At 58.0% G+C, this 257-nt stretch carries 1 protein-coding gene; it reads right to left on the bottom strand.

The genetic code is table 11. From position 1 onward, the window contains the following. The coding region (locus tag ACPYOJ_RS35875) for a dienelactone hydrolase family protein (RefSeq protein WP_481420461.1) at nucleotides 1-257 on the bottom strand (257 nt) is incomplete at both ends.

Raw genomic sequence — 257 nt, forward strand, 5'->3', positions numbered from 1 at the left:
GTCGTTCGGATCGCCCTGACGGAAATAGAGCTCTGGCGCAACGGCCAGATAACCTTCCAGCGCCAGACGGCGGCAAAGGTCGCGAATATGTTCGTGAACGCCGAAAATTTCCTGAACCACAATCACGATGGGCAGCGGGCCGTCGGCCGATTTTGGCCGCGCGTGGTAAGCAGGCATATTCTCCCCCTGTGAGGGGATGGAGGTCTCACCTGCCGTAATGGCCTCTTCAGGTGTTGAGACGATGGTTGATGCATGAG

Source organism: Rhizobium sp. SVR5-9E (assembly GCF_056755095.1).